Origin of the sequence: Longitalea arenae, from assembly GCF_016924755.1 — a bacterium.
GTDB lineage: Bacteria > Bacteroidota > Bacteroidia > Chitinophagales > Chitinophagaceae > Niastella > Niastella arenae.
Genome location: NZ_JAFFJX010000001.1, coordinates 907,052 through 930,423 on the forward strand (window position 1 = coordinate 907,052; position 23,372 = coordinate 930,423).

Here is a 23,372-nt window from a genome sequence, read left to right on the forward strand (position 1 = left end):
TATGGATCACTCATTTTTCACAACGGCATTGGTGTTTCTGGCAGCAGCCGTTCTGTTCGTACCCCTGGCAAAGAAGTCGGGCCTGGGTTCTGTTCTGGGTTATTTGATAGCAGGTGTAATTATCGGTCCGTATGCATTGGGATTTGTGGGGCAGGAAGGACAGGATATTATGCATTTTGCTGAGTTCGGCGTGGTAATGATGTTGTTCTTAATTGGATTGGAACTGGAGCCCGAATTATTATGGAAGCTCCGGAAATCGATCTTGGGACTGGGCGGGCTACAGGTAATACTAACCACGTTGGTTATTGCCGGCATTGCCCTGCTTTTTCATTTTGCATGGCAGCAGGCGCTGGCGCTGGGTATGATCCTGTCATTATCGTCAACGGCCATTGTGCTGCAAACACTTTCAGAAAAAGGATTGATGAAAACGGCTGCCGGACAAAGCGCTTTTTCCGTATTGCTCTTCCAGGATATAGCCGTGATCCCGATGCTCGGTCTTTTCCCTTTGCTGGCCACCTTGCAGGCAGGGCAGAGCGGGGCCGCTGATACGCATGCAGTAACAAACTGGGTGGAAGGTCAACCCGCCTGGTTGCATACAGTGATCGTGCTGGGTTCCATTGCTGCCGTCATTGCTGTAGGAAGAGTTGCTGTGCGGCCCCTGCTGCGGATCGTTGCCAAAACAAAAATGCGGGAAATTTTCACTGCATCGGCCCTGCTGATCATCGTAGGTATTGCCGTTCTGATGACGCAGATCGGCTTGAGCCCTGCGTTAGGGGCGTTTTTGGCGGGTGTGGTACTGGCCAATAGTGAATACAAACATGAGCTGGAAAGCGATATAGAACCATTTAAAGGCCTGTTGCTGGGTGTGTTTTTCATGGCCGTAGGCGCTTCCATAGATTTTAACCTGGTCAGTCAGCAATTCCGGGAGATCCTGCTCTGGGTATGTATATTGATCGCCGTTAAAGTAATTGTACTGTTGCTGCTGGGAAAATTTTTCAAGGTGAGCACCGAACAGAATTTTATTTTTTCCTTCAGCCTCACGCAGGTAGGTGAATTTGCCTTTGTATTGTTCTCGTTTTCCCTGCAACAGGGAATTCTATCGGCCCAAACTACCAGTATAATGACTGCAGTGGTGGCCATCAGTATGGCGCTCACGCCGCTGATCATCCTGCTCAATGAAAAACTCATCCTGCCAAGGGTAGGCACCGATGAGCTGGAAGAAAGGCAGGCCGACGAAATTGATGAAAAGAACCCCGTTATCATTGCCGGTTTCGGTCATTTCGGAAGTGTGATCGGGCGCTTTCTGCGGGCGAATAAGATCCCTGCTACCTACCTTGACCTCGACAGTGACCGGGTAGATGCATTGCGCAATCTCGGATTCAAAGTGTTTTACGGTGATGCCTCCCGCGACGACCTGCTGCGGGCAGCAGGCGCCCAGCAGGCGAAGATCATTATCATAGCGATCAATAGCCCCGAAAAGCGGCTGGAGATGATTGAGACCGTAAAGAAACATTTTCCCCACCTGCACATGCTGGTGCGGGCTTCCGACAGGTATGATGCATACGATCTTATGAACGCCGGTATGTTGCATATCTACCGCGAAACACTCGACACCAGCCTGCGGGTAGGAGTAGATGTAATGACGCTGATGGGATATCGAAAATATACGGCGAAACGCCTGGCCAAGAATTTTCTCAAATACGATGAAGCCAATCTGAAACGTTTGTCGGCCATCCGTAATCCCGAGGATTATGTGGTGGAAGCCAGAAAACACATCGAAGAAATAGAAGCAACGATCCAGTCTGACCGGCAGAACCTGTTGAACGAGGCAGATATTTCCTGGGACCCCGATACCTTGAGAGAAGAAGCACGTACACTCCAAAATGGCGATGCGGCATCATAGGAGTTTGTAACAAGTGATATCAAACCAGATAACCAGAACCGTCCGGCATAGCTGCGACGGTTCTTTTTATGCCACTTTGTTATCATTTGGAAAATTATCAGGATGGTTCAGGATGCTTAATAAAATACTGCTCGATACCTTGAGCGCGTAATTAACGTAACTATAAACGCTGCTATATGATAAAGTGCTTACATGCGCGGGCTGCATTGTATATACCCCATGCCCATCTCAAATCTTTATTCGTATTTTTCACCTTTATTATTTCTCTTTCCTCATTTGCCCAAAACAGCATTCCCATTTCCGGTACGGTTGAAGATAAATCAGGACCACTGGAGGGTGTTAATGTGGCCATTCAGGGAACAACTACCGGCACATTGACCGATAAAAATGGAAAATTTTCACTGGTGGTGCTTGACAGGAACGCTTCACTGGTATTTTCCTTTATCGGTTATGTTACCCGCACCATTCCGGTGGGCGGTTCCACCAACTTCAATATTACCCTGGAAGCCCAGGACAAATCGTTGAACGAAGTGGTGGTCATCGGTTATGGTACTGCCAGAAAGAAAGACCTTACCGGCGCCACTGCTTCTGTAAGCGGGGCTGAGATCGCTAAAATTCCGGTAACCTCGGCAGCACAGGCTATCACCGGTAAAATCGCCGGTGTGAATGTAGTGACCCAAAGTGGTGCGCCTGGCGCCAATATCAACATTACCGTACGCGGTGGAACCTCCATCACCCAGGGCAATACACCGCTTTATATAGTAGATGGCTTTCAAATGGATGATGGTTTGCGGAATATCGACATGAACGACATTGAGACCATCGACGTGATGAAAGACGCTTCTGCCACTGCCATCTATGGTGCCCGCGGTTCAAACGGTGTTATTCTGGTTACCACCAAATCCGGTAAAAGCGGAAAGACCCAGGTTACGTATAATGGCTATCTAAGTTTTGAAAAACTGGCCAACAGACTCGACCTCCTAAACCCCGAACAATATGTCGATTACCAATACGAATTGCAAATGCTGGCCGGCCGGCCCGATAAATGGGCCAAGAACTTTGGCGGCAATATAAACGATCCCAATTTTTATACCGGCGCCGCAGATTATATTCATAACACCTACGGTTCAACACCTGGTATCGACTGGCAGGATCTCGTTTTTGGCGGCACTGCCTTATTGAAAAGCCATGGCGTAACCATCAGCGGCGGTAATGAAAAAACAAAACTCCTGCTCAATGTGAACCATGTTGGCCAGGAAGGTATTTTGGCTAAACATGGTTTCAACCGGACCAATGTACGCGCCAAGATCAACCACAAGGTTTCGGACCGCATTCGTGTAGACTTCAATACCAACTATAATAATATGAAGCTGGAGGGCGGTGGTTCAATGGCCGGGCAGCTGAAACTGAGCATTCTGCAACCGGTGACCGGCGGCATACGTTTTACCGATGAGCAACTGATAAACACCGATGTAGCAGAAGATATGCAGGCCGACGATTCACAATATGACATTTACAATCCGATCATAACGAACGATGCAGTAACGCAAACAAAATATACCCGTCAATACACAACCAATGCGGGCATCGACATCGATATCCTGAAAGACCTCACCTGGCGTACTGCGGGTAGCTACCAGTGGCAGCAGGTGCGTGACGATTATTGGGACGATGGCCGTACAAAAACATCACAAACCTATAACGGGCCCTGGGGCAGCCGTGATAACAGTGAAAAATTTTCCTGGCAAATCACCAATACGCTGAACTGGAAAAAATATATAGGCGAGCATAGTTTGAATGTGATGGTAGGCCAGGAAACTTACTACAGCGAGTCTATTAACCTGGATAATACCTATTCAGATTTTCCGGATAATAATTTCGGGCTGAACAATGTGGGCATGGCAGGCCGTCTGTATTCCAAATCATCCGGAAAGAACCGCTTTGGATTGGTATCGGTGTTTGGACGTGTTATGTATAGTTATGCCGACAAATATCTGATCACCGCAACCATGCGTGGCGACGGTGTTTCGAGATTTGCCCCCGGCCGTCAATGGGGCGCATTGCCTTCAGTATCGGCAGCCTGGCGGATCTCACAGGAAGAATTCATGAAAGGCAATACCTTCTTCGATCAGTTAAAACTGCGCGTGGGTTATGGTACTACCGGTAATTGTAACATTGATGATTATATGTATGTAACCGGATACGGCGGTGGTTTTTATGCCATCAACCGGCAGGAAATTAATACGCTGGTGCCCGGAAGCAAACTGGCCAATGAGAACCTGGTTTGGGAAAAAACAAATTCCTTTAACGCGGGCCTCGATATGGCTATCTTCAACAACCGCGTTAACCTGACGGCTGAATTTTATAACAACCAGTCGAATAACTTATTGATGGAAGCCAATATTCCTACATCAACCGGTTATTCTACCCAGTTCCAGAACATTGGTTCCATCCGCAACCGCGGGGTTGAGTTTATCCTGAATACCCAAAACATCCGCAATAAGGATCTTCAATGGACGACCAGTTTGAACATTTCTTTCAACAGGTCCAAAGTGCTGCACTTGAATGGTGCGGAGAAATTACCACCTGCTGACATGTTCATTACGCAGGTTGGCAAGTCATTGGGACAATTTTACGGGTACCAGTATGATGGTATCTATACTACCGATGATTTTATTCAAAATGCAAACGGCACCTATACTTTGAAAGATGGGGTGGCACGTCCGAAAGGAAGCAATGCCGCTAATATTAAACCGGGCGATGTAAAATACAAAACAACCAAAGGAGAGGTGGATGGTAAGGGCAATCCGGTTTGGAGCACCGAAGACAGGGTTATTTTGGGAAGAGGTGAACCTACCTTCACCGGTGGTATCACAAACACGGTCACTTATAAAGGGTTTGATCTGAACGTTTTCATGAACTTCGTTTCAGGGAACAAAATATTCAATGCCAATAGCCGCCGCTTTTTAGGCCCCTACCTGCCTAATCAAACATCACTGGCGCCCATGGCCAGTCGCTTCAGGTTGATCGATCCTGCCACCGGCAAAGAAACAACCGATCTGCAACGCCTGGCCGAATTGAATCCCAATCAATATGCATCAGATGCGATGTGGAGCCTGCATTCGGATAATAACAAAGCGATCACCGATCCCATTGATTATTACCTGGAAGATGGTTCATTCCTCCGGTTGAACACCATTACCCTCGGTTATTCCCTGCCGAGGGAAATATTGAAAAAAGCGGGCATAAGCCAAACCCGGGTATATGCAACGCTGAACAATATTCACACATTTACCAGCTATACCGGTTATGATCCGGAGGTATCAAATTCAGATAATCCACAGCGCAAAGGCCTTGATGATTCTGCCTATCCCCGCTCAAAAAGTTTTGTTATTGGTTTGAATGTAACCTTCTGATCGTAACCTAAAAACGAATTGCAATGAAAAATATCATATATAAGATATCAATAGTAGCTTTAACAGCGCTTAGCCTCAGCTCCTGTAAGAAATGGCTCACCATGCCATCGGAATCCAAGTTCGATAGCGAAAGTACTTTCCAGACCGTTGATAAAGCCGAGATGGTCGTACTGGGCATCTATGGCCTTAGCTTCAACCGGGAAATATATTATCAGTTCGGTATGGGTACCGATGAATGTATTTCAACCGAGGGTGAAACAAACTCGAAGAACAGGTTCGCTAACTATGTGTATTCGCCTGATATCACACCTACCGATACCTATACGGCCATGTACAGGGCCATTGAATATGCCAATGTTTGTATCAAGAACCTGAGTGCCATGCAGGGCGCTACAGACGCTGAACAAAAAAAGATCGACATGTTGCTGGGGGAATCGTATGCATTGCGGGCCATGAGTTTTCTGAATGTGGTTCGCTTCTTTGGCGATGTTCCGTACCCTACTATTCCGGTACAGGATGCAGGCACATTTACTTCTTCGCGCGTTAGCCGCGATACCATTTATGATGGTTGTGTGGCCGATCTGCAAAAAGCCATCGAGCTCTTACCCTGGAAAAGTGAAGGCATGATACCGACTCCTGAGCGCTTCAGCAAAAATGCAGCGTATGGCATTTTGGCCCGGGTCGCCTTGTATGCAGCAGGTTATTCCTTGCGCTGGGATCTGAGCTCTTATTCCCCTGGTTCTGTCAGGCTGGCGCAGCAGTCTAATACCACCCGCATTCGCGAACTGTATCAAATTGCATCTGATGCCTGCCAAGCCATCATGCAAAAAGGAGAGAACGGACTGTTGGATAAATATGAAACTGTGTTTCGTGATCTAGTAAATGGCAGGTATAATAAAGAATCGATGCTTGAATATGGCCAGTATGGTACCAATGTGAACGGCTCTGCCATCGGCTATACAAATGGTATGGCTGCTCATACCAATTCCAGGTATGGTAAAGCGGAACCCTTAATGGCTGCGATGCCTACCTTGTTATTCGACTTTGAAGACGGTGATCTGCGCCGGGATGTATCTATTTGTACCTATGGTATTACAGCCACTAATAAGCGCCAGATGAATCCTTATGGCAGTAACCGCATCGGTAAATTCCGCGTTACCTGGAAAAAAGATGCCGGAACCGCTATCAACAAACGCGATATTAACTGGCCCTGGCTGCGGTATTCTGATGTATTGTTGATGTATGCCGAAGCGCAGAACGAATTGAACAACGGTCCAACCGGTGCAGCCAAAGCCGCCTTTGAGCAGGTGCGGAAGCGTGGTTATGGCGGTGATGCCAGCAAAATAGGGATTACCCCGTCTACCTACCAGGAGTTTCGCGATGCCATTATCAAAGAACGTAAGCTGGAACTGGCATTTGAAGGCTGGCGCAGAACCGACCTGGTGCGCTGGGGCATTCAATTCGAAGCATTAACGAAAGCAAAACAAAACCTGATCGATATGGCTAACAAAACAGGTAACTACGCCAATATCGACCGGTTCAGGGCCTACAAGCTCGACTCTGCTTCTGCATGGGAAGATCCTGTCGTAGGCATTCCTTTCATTGGCTATAAGGCAGCCCCCACTGCTGCCGAAAAAGCCCAGTTAACAGCAAACGGTTACACCCTGCTTGAAATGCATAGCAATGTAGCGCCCCATGGCGGTCAGGCCCTGGCAGCAACCCAGCCCTGGGTGATAGCCATCTTCAGAGGACTTGAAAAAAATAAAGTAGAATTATTACCCTTGAATACAACCACCATCGATAACAATCCCGGTTTGGCCGGGCAGCAGCATCCGATGTATTAAAGGTTTTGTACCCTCCCGTCTCAATGAAACATTGTTCCCGCCCAACAGGGCGGGATTTTTTTTTAGTTACTTATAACCAACCCGAGCGGCGGAAGAAATAATACACGATCACGCACACACAAACGGTAAACAGCACTACCAAGGGATAACCGTAGGTCCATTCCAGCTCCGGCATAACTTTAAAGTTCATGCCATAAAAACCGGCCACCATGGTGGGCACTGCAATGATCGCCGCCCAGCCCGCAAACTTCCGCGATGTATCGTTTTGTGAAATGGAGATCAGTGAGAAATTGGCATCCAATGCAGTATTTAATAATTCGCGGGTATTATCAACCATTTCGTTTATGCGCAGTGCATGGTCGTAGATATCACGAAAATAAGGTTGTGTTTCGGGAGAAATGAATTTGATATCAAATCGCATGAGGCGGTTGCAGATATCGATGAGCGGCGATACGGCGCGTTTCACTTCCAGCAGGTCTTTCTTCAACATATAAATTTGTTCGGTGGTCTCGCGGCTGGGGTTTTCTTTGAATACTTTGTCTTCGATGCTTTCCAGCGATAGTTCCAGTTCCTGTACCACCGGGAAATACCGGTCTACGATAAAGTCCATAATAGCATATAATACAAAGCCCTGGCCTTTGCTCAACAATTCAGGCATGGCTTCACAACGGTGCCGTACATCTGTATACGTTACCGAGGAACCATGCCGTACAACCACAATAAAATTGGACCCGACAAAAAAATGGGTCTCACCAAAGTGAATGGGACCATGGGATACCATTTGTACGGTTCGAAGAACGATGAACAGCGAATCGCCATACAATTCTATTTTGGGCCGTTGATGGGCGCGGTGCGCATCTTCCACCGCCAAGTCGTGCAATCCGAATTCATCCTGTACCTGTGCCAGTAATTCTTCGGAGGGTTCATACAGGCCTATCCATACGAACTGGTTGTTATCTTTTAATATTTCATGAATATCCTTGAGCTCTACATCGGCAACACGGTGGCCGCCTGCATAGGCAGCACAATTGACAATCTCTTTCATGCGGGCAATTTTTTCAGGTTGGCTATAAGCAATGCTCCTGAAAGTTCGTGAAAATAACATAAACGGCCTTACAGCAAAAAGCCCCCGGGCTGGCCAAAGGGCTTTTTTGAAAAGATGTCAATTGAAGATTATGCGTTATTCGAGGCTTATGCCATCCTGCTTTTTTTTCTTCGTGTCAGCCACATGGCAACCAGGGAAATGACGATCACTTTTACCGCCACCCGGGTGACCAGTTTTTTGCGATTGTATTTCCATTCGGCCCCCCAACCGGCTTCAGCAAAAAAATTGGGTATTATACCATGCCGCAGGTCTTCTACAATGCCCTGTACTACATCAACCCGGTCGGCCAGCATTAACATCATCCAGTGCGCCGCCTGGCCTTCACTGTATTTAAATGCCTGTTTGCGAATAAGTCCGCTTAAGCCGGCGGGTGGGGTAGAAGTGCCGAAAACCCGGCTAAGGCCTGGCCGTTCATTAGAATGATAGATCTCGATATTAACAGGTTGCTGGGGCGCCTTTTCATAATGAATGCGTTCATGGTCGGCGCCTGTCCGGTGTTTCATCGGATAGGTTGGATCGTTTTCAGGATCAGCATCCATACCCCATCCGGGAATGTTTTTGGGTTCATTGGCTATTTTTCGATCCATTTCAGGATTTATCATGTTTTCCATAACACACTTTTTAAATAGAAACTGCAGATGGAGGTATCAGCAGCGGTTTTATAATATTATCGAGTTTGGCAGAGAACATCCGATATGCATCGGATACATATTCGAGCGGGAACCTATGTGATATCAGGCCTTTCGGATTCAGGCGGCCAGCCATCACGTGGTCGATCAGTTTTGGAAGCAGGCGTTTAACGGAAGCCTGGTTGGCGCGGATGGTAATGCCTTTATTCATCACGCTGCCGATAGGCACCAGGTTCCACGGTGGCCCATACACGCCAATAATAGAAACAATACCGCCTTTTTTTACCGAATTGATGGCCCAGTGAAGCGCAGTTGCGTTGCCGGCCTGTAATAATAATTGTTTGCCGGTGATGTTCTGCATTTTGCTTCCGGTAGCATCGCAGCCTACGGCATCAATACATACATCGGCGCCCAGCCAGTCGGTGGTCTTTTTTATAAAGAGCACCGGGTCGTCCATTTCTTTAAAATTATATGCTTCACAATAAGCATATTGCCGGGCAAATTCCAGCCGGTATTCCAGGTGATCGATAATGATAACGCGTCCGGCCCCAAAAAGCCAGGCGCAGCGGGCCGACATGATGCCCACGGGACCTGCGCCAAAAACGACAACCGTATCTCCTTTTTGAATACCGCCCATTTCTGCGGCCTGATAACCGGTAGGTGTTACATCGGTAAGCATGACAGCATCTTCGATATCCATGCCAGACGGAATGACCATCGGGCCTACATCGGCATAGGGTACCCGAACAAATTCCGCCTGCCCGCCATCATATCCGCCGCCGATATGCGCATAACCGAAAAAGCCGCTGGAGGCCGTTGCTTCCGGGTTCGACTCGTGGCAATTGCCATATAATTCCTGTTTACAGAACGGGCAGGTACCACAGGCAATATTAAAGGGAACCAGCACATGGTCGCCCACTTTTAATTTTTGAACACCCGATCCAACTTCCTCTACAATGCCGGTAAATTCATGCCCGAAGGTCATACCTACCCTTGTATCGGGAACCATACCATGATACAAATGCAGGTCTGAACCGCAGATCAGGGAACGGGTCACTCGCACGATAGCATCAAAAGGATGCTCAATAACAGGTTCAGGCCGGTGGCGGTCAGCACGTATCCTGAACGGCCCCCTGAAGTTCATTGCTAACATAAAGGTTCGTTTAATAATGAGTAATTTTAGTTACACTGCTACAAGGAAGAATGCGTGAAGGTGGTGTTCATATCCAGGCCAAAATAAACATGCCAGCTTATGCAAACCCTTTCTTTCCATTGGCATAGCGCTGATAGAAGGGGGGTGAGAAAATATGTCCGCACAATTAAAATAACGACATCAGTGTTTACACCTCCGATACCGAACTCGATACCAATAAGATATGCGCAAAAATGCTATGTGTCTGCCGACTCCCTGCAGCAGGACGATGCTATTGGAAGGATCATTTTACCATAAACCCTCTAAATAAAAGCGGCCGAGCCGCGAAAAGCCGGGCTTATACAATAAAATTTGCCGCCGGCGTTTCTATAAATTGTATAGTTTAGCTACACAATTGGTTGTTAAATCAATAATTATGAAACGCCTTTTTGTATTACTGAGCGCTCCTTTCTTTTTTATAGCCTGTAATCAGTTGACCGGTGCGGGCGAAGCCAATACCGCTGATACAGCCACTGGCGGGAAGAACAACGTTATTGCCTGCCCGCCGGATACAAAGCTCGATATTGCCAAAATCGAAGCGATCACCGGCCGCAAAGGCGTTGAAAAAAATGGTGAGTACAAGATCACTGTTCCGCAGAATGATCTTAATATGATGGTCGACGGGTTTAAGATCATTCCACCGATGGGATTGTCGAGCTGGGTGGCATTTACCCCTTGTGGCGACAGTGTGATGGCGATGGGCGATCTTGTACTTACAGAGATCGATCTCAAATGGTTGCAGCAGGAAGTGATCAACCAGGGATTTAGTATTACGGCTATCCATAACCATTTTGTGCGCAACCGGCCCAATGTTATGTATATGCATATTGACCGTACAGCCGATCTAACAACGGTAGCCACTGGTATTAAAGCGATCCTCAATAAAATAAACGAGGTGCGGGGCGGCAATCCGCAGGAGGCCAGGGCCGACAGTGTGAAAAATACTCTTGATATGGCTGCACTGGATGGTATACTGGGACATAAAGGAGAATTGAATAAAGGCGTATATAAATATACCATTGCACGGCCTGATGTGCAGTTGGTAGAACACGGCATACCAGTTAGCAGCTTTATGGGATTCAATACCTGGGCTGCCTGGCAGGGCACCATGGATAGAGCCGCAGTCGCCGGCGATTTTGCCATGCTGGAAAATGAAGTGGCGCCGGTGATCAAACAATTGACCATACATGGCTTGGAGGTTGTATCTGTGCACAATCACATGGTACATGAAGAACCCCGCATATTCTTCCTGCATTACTGGGGCGTTGGCGACGCCAGGCAAATGGCAAAAGGTTTGAGGTCTGCCCTCGATGAAACCGGGAAAGGCGCTGCTCATTAATTACATACAAAGCCGCATTTATATTGTTTTCCGGTCAGTTACGCTGAATTTCGGATATTTGCAGCTACTCCACCTCTGGAAGTATATTAGCTTTCCCGCTGATTTTTGCGCCAGCCAACATGAAATAAACCTGTATCATCACCATACCCCAACTGATTCATAAAAGCCATGGCATGGAAAGCCATGTCTTTTTAACTTATATAATATGGAAGTCTTTATTATCCTGCTGCTGATCCTGTTAAATGGAATTTTCTCCATGAGTGAAATTGCCCTGGTCTCGTCGCGGAAATTTAAACTGGAGCATGCCGCAAAAAAGGGAAATACAAACGCCCGGAAAGCGCTGGAACTCGCAAATAACCCCAATACCTTTTTATCAGCGGTTCAAATTGGTATTACACTGATTGGTATTCTTACCGGTATTTTCAGCGGCGAGCGGATCCAGGATGAACTGCGGGCTTCCATTGAAAAAGTTAGCTGGCTGCAGCCCTATTCGGAAAGCGTTTCAGTAGCCATTATCGTGATCATCGTTACTTTCTTTTCCATTGTATTTGGCGAACTCATCCCCAAAAGGGTAGGACTGATGTTCCCGGAAACAATTGCTTCGATTGTGGCTACTCCCATGACCATCATTTCGATCATTACCAAACCATTCATCTGGCTGCTTACCAAAACAAATGATCTCTTCCTGGGCATCTTTGGTTTGATGAACCGGAAAGAAGCAATTGTGAGTGAAGAAGAGATAAAAGCGATGGTCATGGAAAGTGCGGAGAGCGGTGAAATTCAGCAGATCGAACAAACCATTGTGCACCGTGTATTTGCATTGGGCGATAGAAAAGTAAGTGAGTTAATGACCCACCGCGGCGATCTTTTATGCTTTGATCTTACAGACGACCTGAACACCATTAAGGCAAAAGCGCAATCAGAAGCGCATTCCGTGTACCCGGTATATAAACAAACAAATGACAACCTGGTGGGGGTGGTATCAGTGAAAGATATTTTTCCAAAGGATTTCAGCACGACGGCTTTTGACCTGGCTGATTTTTTGCGGCTGCCGGTGATGGTGCCTGAAACAGCGCCTGCCTATAAAGTATTGGAAAGGTTTAAGGAAAGCAAGATCCACTATGCTTTTGTGCTCGATGAATACGGAACGGTAAATGGTATGGTGAGCATGGATGATATTCTCGACGCCCTCATTGGTGATGTTACGGAATATAATCAGCACGAATACCAGATCGTACAAAGAGACGAGAATAGCTGGCTGGCCGATGGCGGTTATCCCTTCTTCGAATTCCTGAATTATTTCAAGATGCAGCACCTTGAGCTGGAAGAAGGTGAATATAATACGATTGCCGGTTTGATCCTGCACACTACCGGTTATATTCCCAAAACCGGGGAACTGATCACCTGGAATGATTTTGAATTTGAGATCATGGACCTCGATGGACCGAAGATCGACAAGATCCTGATCAGGAGAAAGTAAGTTGTTGATGAGTGAAAGGGCTGAGGAACTGAAAAGTTAACTTCAATTATAAGGTTGATAAAGGCAGGAAACGGAAAAATAAAGGAGCAGAGCCAGGGAGCGATGAAAGAAGGAAGGCTTTGATTGGCAATTGCAGATGGCGCTTGCCCATTGGCTTTCCAACCGTTTCAGATTTAACAGGTTAACCGCTAAGTTTCCCCTGAACACAAAAATTTATTTTTATAATACGTGAAACGCCGTAGTTTAGCTCCGTTGTTTTTTCGAATGCTAAACTTATTTACCTGTAATTTTAACGCTTAAAAAACCCTTGTCATCCCAACCTGCATACAATGAGATTGAATTACTGAAGCTGGTGGCTGAGGGTAATAAAAATGCCTTTACAGAGATCTACAATAATTACCGCCATAAAATTTACTCCATTGCATACGAGTTAACGGATTCCACGGGCGTAGCAGAAGAAATCGTACAGGATGTGTTTCTCAAAGTTTGGGTGAAAAGAGATACGCTTCCCGAAGTGACCCATTTCAGGGCTTACCTGTTCACCATCACCCGCAATTATGTGTTCACTGCGTTGAAACGCATTGCCCGCAAAGAATCCATAGAAGTAAATGCTATGGAGGGAACACCCTTCTATCATCACGATACGGAAGACCGGGTGCTTAACAAGGAATACACCCGGATCCTGCAGGCTGCCATCGACCGCCTGCCCGAACAACAAAAACAGGTGTACAACCTCATCAAAAAAGAAGGACTGAAAAGAGAAGAAGCCGCCGCCGCGCTTCAATTGTCGGCCGAGACCGTAAAATCACACCTGGCGCAGGCGATGCGCAGCATCCGCACCTATTGTCTCACCCGCCTCGACGTGTCTATTGCTTTGATCATTCTCATCCGCCACTACTAAAAGATTCCGATTTCTGATTTCCGATTTCTGATTTCGGGATTTATTGAATTCCGATTTCTTGATTTCGCGATTTCCTGATTTCTGATTTCTTGTTTCTGGGCCCGATTTCTGATTTCGGCATCTCGTGAATTCTTAAGGAATCGAAAAGTTCGACCATGAATAAATCCCAAAATCCCAAAATCTCAAAATCCCAAAATCTCCATATCCAGAAATCTAAAAATCAGCGCATTGACGCTTTCAATTTCCCGGAAAGCCTAAAATTGAGCAAATCCCAAAACCCCCGGAATCAGAAATCTTAAAAAAAATTTTGCCCCCCACTCACCCAAACAGCTTTGTACAGCAGTCTCTATTGTAGTAGAACCTAATGTGCAAAAACTTTCAAAAGAACTAAGTATCGTTTATGGCTTCATCGCTGGAATATTTACTGAACAGGTATGCGAACAAGACCTGTACACCGGAGGAAAAAGAGGAACTAATGCGCTTGTTGCAGGAGAGCGGTAACGACGAAGCCGTGCAGTTACTGATCGAAAAAATGATAACGGAACGACCAGTAAAACACCAGATGCCTGATACCACCGCCCAGGCCATCTTACAATCGATCTTCGAAGCCGATGAAACGCCGGTTGTTACCATGGAAACCACACCGGTACGCCGTTTGCCTTTTGCCCGCATCGCAGCGGCGGCCGTGATCCTTTTACTGGTAAGCACCGCAGGTTGGTTGTGGCTGTCTCGTACCTCAAATACGCCATTGGCGACAACCGATCAATTGATAAAAAATGACGTAGCGCCCGGTGGCAATAAAGCCCTGTTGACCCTTGGTAATGGCGCTACCATTGTGCTCGATAACCAGGAGAACGGGATCCTTGCCCGTGAAGGCAATGCCAATGTGGTAAAGCTGAAGAATGGTCAACTGAAATACGAGAAGGCAGCGGAACAATCAAATGCTGCCGCTGAGAATGGCAACGCCGCCCTCGCTTATAATACGCTGAGCACCCCTAAAGGCGGTGAATACAGAATTGTATTACCCGATGGAAGTAAAGTATGGCTGAATGCCGCTTCCTCTATTACTTATCCAACTGCATTCAATGCGAAGGAAAGAAAAGTGCAGGTTACCGGTGAAGCTTATTTTGAAGTAGCCAAACAGGTAACAGCTAAAGATGGAAAGCGGGTGCCATTCCTTGTAGATATCCGCTCGGCGCGTGGCCATCTGGGACAGGTGCAGGTATTGGGAACTCATTTTAACATAAATGCGTATGATGATGAAGAAGCAGTTAAAACCACCCTCCTCGAAGGAAAGGTTAAGATCGTTAAAGCTACAGCCGCAACCCATGAAACTACCGCAAAAGGCAACAAGGCCCAGGCAGAAGGTGCTTCGGCTGTCTTAAATCCCGGCGAGCAGGCAACCATTCGTGGCAGCCAGGCAAATAAGCGCGATAACGATGGTGTGCAGGTGAAGCCGGTAAATGTAAATGATGTAATGGCCTGGAAGAACGGCATGTTCCATTTCGAAAAGGCCGAGATCCAAACCGTAATGCGGCAGCTCTCGCGCTGGTACGATGTTGAAGTAGTGTATAAAACGGATCTCCGGGAGAACGATCCTTTGTTCTTCGAAGTATCGCGCCATACAAATCTGTCAGATGTATTGAAAGTACTTAACCTGGCAGGCGGCGCCCGGTTCACCATCGAAGGCAAAAAGATCATTGTACAGTAAACCTATAGCTATTACAACAACCCTAAACTGTATTTATTCAACATTTAAACTGATTTATATGAAAAACCTGTAACAATTAAAACAACCAAACCCTGACCCGGCGCTATAGCATTTCAATGCCGGGTACCCATCCGTAGTTCGATTACCCTAATTTAAACAGTCAAATTATCCATGAAAATCTTTACACAAGCTTTTCCGTACCATGCTTTGTATAGATGGTTAAAGATGAAAATCGTCATGCAAACGCTGTCGGTCGTATTGCTGCTGATGATTGCATTTGATCAAACGGCTTCTGCCCAGCGCACGTTTGCGCACCCTGGTATCAGCCATAAGAAATCTGACCTGGAGCGTATGAAATATATGGTGCAGGCAGGCCGCGATCCCTGGAAAACATCTTTCCAGAACTTGTCACAAAACCCGTACGCCAGTTACAACTATGTAGTACAGGGTAACCCCGGTGTTACCCGGCTCGTAGAACCAGCTGCTGAAGCCGGTTACAATTACGAAAAATTCAAGTACGATGCATTGGCTGCCTATTACAACGCCATCATGTGGTATATTACCGGTGATGAAAGGCATGCATTGAAAAGCGTACAAATTTTCAACGCATGGTCAAACCTCACCCACATTTCATCTGCTGGTACCAAGGCTTTGGACGCCGGCCGGGTGATCTGGAAAATGCTGGAAGGCGCCGAGATCATTAAAAGCACCTACAACGGCTGGTCGCAGGGCGACATCAACAAATTCAAGGCGATGCTGGTGTATCCCGGTTATTCTACCACTGTAGAACCAACAGCCGCGATCAATGCAGAAGATGCCACCTTTTACTGGTATATGTATAACGGCGATCCCGGTCGCCATGGCAACCAGGGTATTTTTGCCATGCGCGGCATTATGGCCATGGGTATTTTTTTGGATAACGAGATCATGTATGACCGCGCACTCCGCTACATGATGGGGTTGCCGCATCGTCCCGATGATCTGCCTTATCCTTCAGGGCCGCGCTCAACCTCAGCGAACCCCTCGGCTACTTACGACTACTACGATGAGTATACATTAAGTTCAACCGTTGGCACTACGCCCGATTATGGCTATAATGAACCTATCGCCAATTATATTTGGGAGAACGGTCAGTGCCAGGAGGCATCCAGGGATCAGTCACATACCATCAGTGGCGTGTCTATCATAAACACCATGTGTGAAATAGCCTGGAACCAGGGCGATGATATGTACAGTTTCCTCGATTACCGTCCGTTACTGGGTATAGAATTTGGCATGCGTTACAATGCATCGCTGAACTATTCTTTCCCCGATCAGCCAACACCGTGGGAACCCACTGTAGAAAATGGCCAGTTCATTCAACGGCGCGATCGCACCGGCCGCTGGTTCTCCAAGAAAATAAATCCATACTCAGAAAAGGAGTTTACCAAACTGCTGCGCGGAACCAACTTCAAATTCAGTGAATATCCTTTCCATGAAATGGCGCTCGCGCACTACCGTGACCGCGTTGGGCTGAACCCCGACCGATATAAATGGTTGCAACGGGTGTTCGACATTTCAACCCGGGAAACTGGTTTGGAAGGACAGGGATTCCAGGTTGATTTTCCCGGCTGGGGTGGTTTAACCTTCCGCAGGCCTGCTAATTGTCCTGGCGACCCGGTTGAGTTCGTAAACGGCAAACCCGTGTACAAAATGAATGTGGTGCCCGGTAAGATCGAAGCGGAAAATTTTGACCACTTTGTACTTGCTGGACAAGGCAAAACATACAATGATAAAACCGCTGCCAATACAGGCGGTCAGTACAGAACTGCAGAAGCAGTGGATATTGAGACCTGTTCAGAAGGTGGTTATGATGTAACCAGCCTCGAGAATGGCGAATGGATCAACTACACCGTGGCTGTGCCTGCCGCAGGTACCTATAAATTAAAAATGCGGTATGCAGCCGTTGCTGCGAATGGCGCGCTTAAAGTGGAGTTTGATGGAATTGACAGAACCGGCCAGTTCAATGTGCCTTTCGGAACGGTTTATTCCAACGGCGCACAGGATTGGCGCGAGATCACAGTAGGCTCTGCCTTCACCCTGCAGGCCGGTGTACAAAGCATGCGCGTTCTTATCACAGGGGCCAGCAATGCTTTTTCTATCAATAGCTTCTCCCTGAGTTTTGTAGGAAGCCTGGAAAATCAAACGATCAGTTTCGGTACCCTGCCTACCAAAAAATTAGGCGATGCCGATTTTGATGCAGGTGCTGCAGCCAGCTCAGGATTACCTGTTACTTATACCAGTTCCAATCCGAATGTGGCTACGATCGTTGATAATAAAATTCGCATCGTAGGTTCAGGGGTGGTTACCATTACCGCTTCCCAGGAAGGTAACGATGCGTATGCAGCAGCCGCCAACGTTTCACAAACACTTACCATTACAGGCATTGCGGCCGGTGATTATGTATCATCGGGTAACATGAACTGGAATGGCGGCACCTGGAGAATTGCCGATGGAAATGGGGGCTACAGCAGCACTACCACCACAGCGCCCACGAGCAATACGAATGTTCATATCCTCGAAGGGCACACGGTCACCCTGGCCGGTGCGGCCGGCAATGCAAAAAATTGCACAGTATACAATGGAGGCACCCTGTTACAGCAGGTTGCCCTTACTGTTTCAAGCCTGTATGTAATTGATGGTACCCATACCATGTCAAATACGCTTACGGTGAATGAATTTTCAATCACCGGTACCGGGGTGCTGGCAGCTACAACAGCACCAGCAGGAAGCGTGTTCAGTCTTGTTACCAATAAAGCTACCACGCTTTCTATCAATGGCCGCCTTGGTGCGCCCGCAGGTTCTGCGGTTACTGCTATCGGTTCGGGCATCCGCGTGTTTGTGGCCGGTACAGGAACAACTACCTTCACCGGAAATGGCGTTATGAACATTGCCCGTTTCTCACCCAATGGCAACCAGAGCTCCAATCAGAATATTGTGATCGATATCGATATGGAAGTGCGTAACTACGCAGGTACTACGGTAAGCAGCCTTACCTTACAGAATGGTAATAATGGCTCGGGCGCCAAAACACTTACTATCAATGCCGGTAAAACGGTGAAGATAAATGGTGATGGGGAGCGCGGTTCATTCCATGGCTGGTACAGTTCTGGTTATGGGCTGGCTGGTTATACAAATACCGGTGGTGTCATGACCTATAATATCAATGGTACGCTCGATTGTTCTGCAGCCCAGTTCAACCTGGCAACCAATCAGAACAGTTCTAACAACGAGGTGATCGTAAACGTAAACGGAAAATTAAAGCTGGGCGCTACCGTCCGCCTGTTCCGTTTTATGCCAACCCAAAAGATCAGCGTTCATGTAGGCGACACCGGTATTATCGATGGTTCATCCGATGCCCTGAACCTGAACACAGCCAGCGCCGGACAAAGTATCAACACCAGTGATTTCAGCGGTACTGCCGCTGTGGCAACCGGTCTGGGTGGTGTAACCTTTAACGGTAATAACCCGGTACCAGGCACCTATGCGTTTGCAGGGAACGGTGGTGCTGGTTATGCAACGGCTCCGGCTGTCGTTTTCACCGGCGGTACATTGTCGAATAATCTGGCGCCCACTTATGCCGTGGCAAACCTTACCAACGGTGTGGTTACCAGCATTACCATCATTTCAACCGGTTCTTATAGTGCAAAACCAACCGGCATTAAATTCGTAGGCGGTGGTGCACCCACACAATGGTTTGCCTTCAAAGGCGAGAACCAAAGCGGCAGGCTGATCCAAAAGGTGAATGCCAATGTGGCTACGCCGTTATGGATCGGAACCGCGAGCAGCTACAACCCCGTAACCCTGAAACCGGCAACTACTGCGGTATTCACTGCGAATGTAAAAGAAGGTGAACTGGAAGTTGGGCAGCAATATGCAAACAATGCCATCAACAGAAGCTGGAGCATTCAACCGGCCAGCGCCACTGCCACCGATCTTACGTTCGGTTACAATACGGCCGATGCCAATGCACAATGTGATGCCGCCGCTGCCATGCGTTTGGCTTCAGCAGGCACTGTGCTCGATACCCTGAGCATTCCACAGGCTGCCGCAGATAACAACTGGCAGGTAAGCTATATTGGTGTTAATAATTTCCCTGTGTTTAATTTGTTGAACGCCGGAACCCAAACCATCCATTTCGATGCCATGGAACCGGTAATGATAGATGCCGCTGACTTTGAAGCAGGCGCTACCAGCAGTTCACAGTTACCCGTACAATATACCAGTTCCGATACCACCATTGCTAAAATTGTAGATGGTAAAATACAGGTTGTATCAGCCGGTATCGTTACTATCAGTGCCACTGCAGCTGGTGATGTGTATTACCTGAATGCCGATACCGTTTCTCAACAACTGACCATCAACAAAGCGTTCTATACCGATGCAGACGCTGATGGTGCCGGCGCCGGCGCTGCCGTATTATTTGCACAGAACGAGACACCTGCAGGTTATTCAACCAGCAACAGCGACTGTAACGACAATGATGCAGCTGTTCAGCATCCTTTATTGTATTACATTGATGCCGACCACGATGGTTTTGGTGCTGCTGCTACAGCCATGCTGTGTACTTCCACCGCTCCTGTTGGTTATGCAACGAACAATACAGACTGCGATGACGCTAAACTGATGTATGCCGATACCGATGGCGATGGCCTGGGTAGTACTACCCTCGTTGCCTGCGGTGTAGCAAACAGTTCAGATTGCGATGATACCAACCCGGTACAGTTAACAGCCACTATTCCCGATGTATATGCGGTGAGCGGAACAGGTGTTGAAAAGAATACCATTTATATTGGGTATGGACCTACATCACTGACCCTCACAGCTAAACCTGTTGGCGGTTCTGCGCCATATACCTATACATGGAGCAATAACCAAACAGGTGCATCCACTACTGTTTCCAATGCCGGTACCTATACTGTACAGATCACTGATGCCAAAGGGTGCCAGACAACTGCGTCTATCAGCATCAAAAAAGTAAATGTACAATGTGGTAACCGCGACGATAAAGTGGTGATCTGTCACAACGGCAAAAGCGACTGTATTTCAGCTTCAGCAGTAGCCGTGCATTTAAAACATGGTGACAAGCTGGGCTATTGCAATGACGGTGATGCCATCGAAGATGTGGTTGCTTATCCCAACCCCGTACTGGGCGACCGTTTCTATGTAAAAACCCCTGATTACCTGATCGGCAAAGACATCCAGGTTACGCTTACCGACCTGTTCGGCAGAGTAGTATATCAGAACACGTTATCTAATAATAACGGTACTATTCAGGTTCAGCTCGACAGGAAAGTAAAACCCGGAATTTATGTGCTGAAAATAAATGGCATTTATATTACCAAACTGATCGTGTTGTAATAAAATGTTGTGCTAACATTAAAAGTGCCATTCGCTCCCGGCGGATGGCACTTTTTTTTTTATTTAAGCGCGCATCGGTAATAATAAAGCCAGCAGCCTCGACGTTGTGCGGCAGATGAATCAGTATTATCTCCATCATAATCTTTTTACAGCGTTACCTATTATTAGTTTTTGTATTACTTTTACGCGCCTAAGTAGAAGTCCTTATTGGAAGCAGTAGTAATACATACGGATGAACTATTACTCTCGCAGGTAGCCGATGGAGACAAAGATGCATTCACCTTGCTCTATCGCCGTTACTGGCAGTCACTATTTACAACTGCTGCAAAAGCGCTTCGTTCAAAAACAGATGCTGCCGACCTGGTTCAGGATATTTTCTTATCGATCTGGAATCGCCGTCACGACCTCAGGATAACCGGCTCCCTGGCCGCTTACCTGCAAACCAGTGTTAAATACAGTGTCATCAAGTATATTGAAAAGAATATTACCCGGCGTGATTACCTGGTACTGATAACTGAGATGCTTGTCCATTATCAACCTCCCGATGCAGAATCACAATTACAAATAAAAGAGCTGCAATCCCTCATTCAGTCGGCCGTTGAACAAATGCCGCAAAAAATGCGGGAGGTATACCAGCTCAGCCGTAAGCATCATCTCAGCCATAAAGAAATTGCCGAGCGCCTCGGCATTTCGGATGAAACCGTTAAAAAGCATATTCAGCATGCTTTACAAATTATTAAAACAGCAATAAGCCATAATGCTACTACCCTGGCAGTGCTGCTGATACAATGGTTGAGGTAAGGGGCGCGGCCTGAAGATCGTTGAATTATATTTCACATTTTATATATGTGAGTGAACGAATTGTTTGTTTGTTACCTGATGTAGGTAAGGGTATACCTGTATCCGGAAACCGAAAAAAGATCCCGGGAAAAAAAATTTAGATTTTTATACCCCCTCGGAGATCTTCACCGGACAGTATATACGTTGCCTGAATTTTTTAATGCTCGCTTATGAATGAACAACTGGCAACAGATCTTTTGAGAAGATACAGCAGCGGAGAAAGTTCCGAAGCTGAAAAGCAGCTTATTGATGCCTGGTATCAGGAGTTGATCAGCACCGGAGATCTGTCATGGTCGGAAGAAGAGAAGGAATATGTGCAGAAGAATATGGAAGCAAACCTGCTCCAAAGCATCGAAGCTGGGGAAGCAATGTCGCATGCGCCTGTACGGCGATTGCGTGGCAGAACCTGGTGGACGGCAGCCGCCGTACTGATCATTGTATCGGGAACCGGCTATTATTTAATAAATAAGCAACGGGCTGCATCAAAAATTGCAAAGACAGATGTACTGGTAAATGATGTGGCGCCGGGAACCAATAAAGCGGTGCTTACCCTGGCAGATGGCACAAGCATTGATCTTGATGATGCTGCAAACGGGATGATAGCAAAACAGGATAATGCAGAAGTGCTGAAGCCAGAAGAAGGGCAACTGGTGTATACGCCAAATGATAGCAGGAACGGCGAAGGACCATTGTCCTGGAACACACTGGCCACACCGCGTAGCGGACAATACCAACTGGCTTTGCCCGATGGTACCAAAGTGTGGCTGAATGCCGAATCTTCCATTCATTATCCCATTACTTTCCGGGGAAATGAAAGGAAAGTGCAAATTACCGGCGAGGTCTATTTTGAAGTAGCGCATAATAAGAAAATGCCCTTTATTGTAGACATCCTCCCCACTAAAGGGGGGGCTGCAGGAGGCCGGGTAGAAGTGTTAGGAACGCATTTTAATGTAAATGCATACAATGACGAAAGCGCCATTAAAACAACTTTGCTGGAAGGAAAAGTGAAGGTGATGAATGGAAGGCCGGTCAGGAAAGAGTCGGCAGAAAATGACCAGGCCGCCATATTACAACCGGGAGAACAGGCAGTGATACCAGCAGGATCAGAAAAAACGAAACCATCCCGAAACAACCGGATCCAGGTTCGTAAAACAGATGTTGACGATGTGGTTGCTTGGAAAAACGGATTATTTCACTTTGAGAATGCCGATGTAAGTACGGTTATGCGCCAGTTGGCCAGATGGTATGATGTAGAGGTAGTGTACCAGGGCGCCTCAGTGAAAAACGATCCGCTCTTTGTTGAAATTTCAAGGAACACCAGGTTATCAGACGTGTTAAAGATCCTGGAGGAGTCAGGCAGTGCGAAATTCAACATCCAGGGAAAAAAGGTCATTGTAAAATAACCCCATTTATATGCATATCCTATTTGAGGCCATCCCTGTTAGCCAGAACAGGGACTGTACATCTAAACCAAAAAGGCTCTATTATTACCATGGAGCAGGTACCCGTTCACTGGGTACATCATTCAAACGACTTTACTCATGCCAGGCTGCAACCATTTCAATTCTTTTGCAGCCACAGAACGATCCATATAGAAAATATTGAACGCTGA

Annotated in this window: 13 protein-coding genes; 10 read left to right on the forward strand and 3 right to left on the reverse strand. The window is 47.1% G+C overall.

The window, feature by feature from the left end; genetic code table 11:
- Position 1 precedes the first annotated feature (1 nt).
- The 3 genes from JT717_RS03960 (at position 2) to JT717_RS03970 (ending at position 7,163) form a co-directional block, all read left to right on the forward strand.
- Positions 2-1,903, forward strand: a complete 1,902-nt coding sequence (locus tag JT717_RS03960; RefSeq protein ID WP_205508873.1) for a monovalent cation:proton antiporter-2 (CPA2) family protein — start codon at positions 2-4, stop codon at positions 1,901-1,903.
- A 176-nt stretch (positions 1,904-2,079) separates the two neighbouring features.
- Positions 2,080-5,319, forward strand: a complete 3,240-nt coding sequence (locus JT717_RS03965) for a SusC/RagA family TonB-linked outer membrane protein (protein ID WP_205508874.1) — start codon at positions 2,080-2,082, stop codon at positions 5,317-5,319.
- 23 nt (positions 5,320-5,342) lie between these two features.
- Positions 5,343-7,163 (forward strand): RagB/SusD family nutrient uptake outer membrane protein, encoded by a 1,821-nt coding sequence (locus tag JT717_RS03970; protein WP_205508875.1) that lies wholly within the window; start codon positions 5,343-5,345, stop codon positions 7,161-7,163.
- A gap of 70 nt (positions 7,164-7,233) precedes the next feature.
- Here the strand turns inward: JT717_RS03970 and corA are convergent, their stop codons facing one another.
- The 3 genes from corA to JT717_RS03985 all read right to left on the reverse strand — a co-directional run bounded on the left by corA (position 7,234) and on the right by JT717_RS03985 (position 10,050).
- Positions 7,234-8,208 carry a magnesium/cobalt transporter CorA gene (gene corA / locus JT717_RS03975; protein WP_205508876.1) on the reverse strand — a complete coding sequence of 325 codons (975 nt, stop codon included), beginning with the start codon at positions 8,206-8,208 and terminating at the stop codon, positions 7,234-7,236.
- Between the two features lie 146 nt (positions 8,209-8,354).
- Positions 8,355-8,879, reverse strand: a complete 525-nt coding sequence (locus tag JT717_RS03980; protein WP_240347800.1) for a hypothetical protein — start codon at positions 8,877-8,879, stop codon at positions 8,355-8,357.
- A gap of 10 nt (positions 8,880-8,889) precedes the next feature.
- Positions 8,890-10,050 carry a zinc-dependent alcohol dehydrogenase gene (locus JT717_RS03985; RefSeq protein WP_205508877.1) on the reverse strand — a complete coding sequence of 387 codons (1,161 nt, stop codon included), beginning with the start codon at positions 10,048-10,050 and terminating at the stop codon, positions 8,890-8,892.
- A gap of 415 nt (positions 10,051-10,465) precedes the next feature.
- Here JT717_RS03985 and JT717_RS03990 point away from each other — a divergent pair, with 415 nt between their 5' ends.
- From JT717_RS03990 to JT717_RS04020, 7 genes are all read left to right on the forward strand, one after another.
- A complete protein-coding gene (locus JT717_RS03990; protein ID WP_205508878.1) occupies positions 10,466-11,428 on the forward strand; it encodes a DUF1259 domain-containing protein in 963 nt (320 codons plus the stop codon).
- 205 nt (positions 11,429-11,633) lie between these two features.
- Entirely contained in the window at positions 11,634-12,908 is a 1,275-nt protein-coding gene (locus JT717_RS03995) for a hemolysin family protein (RefSeq protein WP_205508879.1), read from the forward strand.
- Between the two features lie 307 nt (positions 12,909-13,215).
- A complete protein-coding gene (locus JT717_RS04000) occupies positions 13,216-13,809 on the forward strand; it encodes an RNA polymerase sigma factor (RefSeq protein WP_205508880.1) in 594 nt (197 codons plus the stop codon).
- A gap of 400 nt (positions 13,810-14,209) precedes the next feature.
- Positions 14,210-15,520 carry a FecR family protein gene (locus JT717_RS04005; RefSeq protein WP_205508881.1) on the forward strand — a complete coding sequence of 437 codons (1,311 nt, stop codon included), beginning with the start codon at positions 14,210-14,212 and terminating at the stop codon, positions 15,518-15,520.
- A 225-nt stretch (positions 15,521-15,745) separates the two neighbouring features.
- A complete protein-coding gene (locus JT717_RS04010; protein WP_205508882.1) occupies positions 15,746-20,920 on the forward strand; it encodes a carbohydrate-binding protein in 5,175 nt (1,724 codons plus the stop codon).
- Between the two features lie 207 nt (positions 20,921-21,127).
- A complete protein-coding gene (locus JT717_RS04015) occupies positions 21,128-21,721 on the forward strand; it encodes an RNA polymerase sigma factor (protein ID WP_205508883.1) in 594 nt (197 codons plus the stop codon).
- Between the two features lie 209 nt (positions 21,722-21,930).
- On the forward strand, positions 21,931-23,163 hold the full coding sequence (locus tag JT717_RS04020; RefSeq protein ID WP_205508884.1) for a FecR family protein: 1,233 nt from the start codon (positions 21,931-21,933) through the stop codon (positions 23,161-23,163).
- Positions 23,164-23,372: the final 209 nt, after the last annotated feature.

Bases quoted from the DNA above. Each gene is read 5' to 3' on its own strand.
- JT717_RS03960 (WP_205508873.1), top strand. From the start codon at position 2: ATGGATCACTCATTTTTCACAACGGCATTGGTGTTTCTGGCAGCAGCC.
- JT717_RS03965 (WP_205508874.1), top strand. From the start codon at position 2,080: ATGATAAAGTGCTTACATGCGCGGGCTGCATTGTATATACCCCATGCC.
- JT717_RS03970 (WP_205508875.1), top strand. From the start codon at position 5,343: ATGAAAAATATCATATATAAGATATCAATAGTAGCTTTAACAGCGCTT.
- corA (WP_205508876.1), bottom strand. From the start codon at position 8,208: ATGAAAGAGATTGTCAATTGTGCTGCCTATGCAGGCGGCCACCGTGTT.
- JT717_RS03980 (WP_240347800.1), bottom strand. From the start codon at position 8,879: ATGGAAAACATGATAAATCCTGAAATGGATCGAAAAATAGCCAATGAA.
- JT717_RS03985 (WP_205508877.1), bottom strand. From the start codon at position 10,050: ATGTTAGCAATGAACTTCAGGGGGCCGTTCAGGATACGTGCTGACCGC.
- JT717_RS03990 (WP_205508878.1), top strand. From the start codon at position 10,466: ATGAAACGCCTTTTTGTATTACTGAGCGCTCCTTTCTTTTTTATAGCC.
- JT717_RS03995 (WP_205508879.1), top strand. From the start codon at position 11,634: ATGGAAGTCTTTATTATCCTGCTGCTGATCCTGTTAAATGGAATTTTC.
- JT717_RS04005 (WP_205508881.1), top strand. From the start codon at position 14,210: ATGGCTTCATCGCTGGAATATTTACTGAACAGGTATGCGAACAAGACC.
- JT717_RS04010 (WP_205508882.1), top strand. From the start codon at position 15,746: ATGAAAATCGTCATGCAAACGCTGTCGGTCGTATTGCTGCTGATGATT.
- JT717_RS04020 (WP_205508884.1), top strand. From the start codon at position 21,931: ATGAATGAACAACTGGCAACAGATCTTTTGAGAAGATACAGCAGCGGA.